General features: G+C 41.0%; 1 protein-coding gene. It reads left to right on the top strand.

Annotation, left to right across the window (positions count from 1 at the left end; all coding sequences use genetic code 11):
• Nucleotides 1–126: 126 nt before the first annotated feature.
• Nucleotides 127–972 (top strand): ISL3 family transposase (locus AC1FXZ_RS21970; protein WP_480057565.1); only part of this gene is annotated, 846 nt, incomplete at its 3' end.

Below are 972 nucleotides of genomic sequence, written 5' to 3'. Positions count from 1 at the left end.
GGCTCTATTATATATGTTGGGGTTATAAAACAATTCGAGGGATAGATTTTGAGCATAAAAAAACACGCAAACTCTCCCTTCCTTTATACTTGAGTTGTCGAGAAACAAGTAGAGGAGTCGAGTTGCGTGCGTAAACATTTTATCATAAATCTACCCGGATTAGAAGATTTGAACCTAACGAAAGTGGAGGAAGTGGAAGGGAATTATCTCCTTCATGTAGAGTGTGAGAGAAAAGTTCACCGTTGTCCTCAGTGTCACCAACGGACAACTACCATTCATGATTACCGACTCCAAAAGATTCAACATTTAAAGATGTTTGAGCGTCAAACGTTCTTATTTTATAAGAAAAGACGATATCGTTGTGTCTGTGGCAAACGCTTTTCCGAAAAAAACACTTTCATAGAGCGGTATCAACGTCAGTCGAAAGAGTGGAACCAGGCATTAAGTGTCAGGGTAATCAAAGGAAAAACATTTAAGGAAACAGGGGAAGTCTATTCAACTTCATCGGCTACAGTCATGCGCCGTTTTGATCGCTTGGCAGCGGAACAGATAAAAGAAGTGGAAGAACTACCTCCAGTCATTGCGATGGACGAGTACAAAGGTGACACGGACGAGGGCAAGTTTCAACTTATTATTGCCAATGGTGTAACCAAGCAGCCTATTGATATCCTTCCTAACCGGTCTTTAAAGACAATTAAGGAATACTTACGTCAACGGGGCGCAAACGTAGAAGTAGTTATTATGGACATGAGCCCTGTCTTTAAATCGGCTGTCAAACAAGCTTTGGGAAATCCTGTAATTGTAGCGGATCGCTTCCACTTTTGTCGTTATATCTATTGGGCGTTAGATCGTGTACGGCGTCGGATCCAGGCCACTTTTACAGATTATGATCGCAAAAAGTGCAAACGGATGAGATATGTTTTTCACAAGAATAGTAAGAAGTTGACTGACGAAGATCGTTGGTATTTAAAG

The sequence above is a fragment of the Halalkalibacter sp. HAAS-P014 genome (assembly GCF_056619965.1).
The sequence above is the reverse complement of the archived record's forward strand: the minus strand, read 5'-3'. Positions and strand labels throughout refer to the sequence as shown.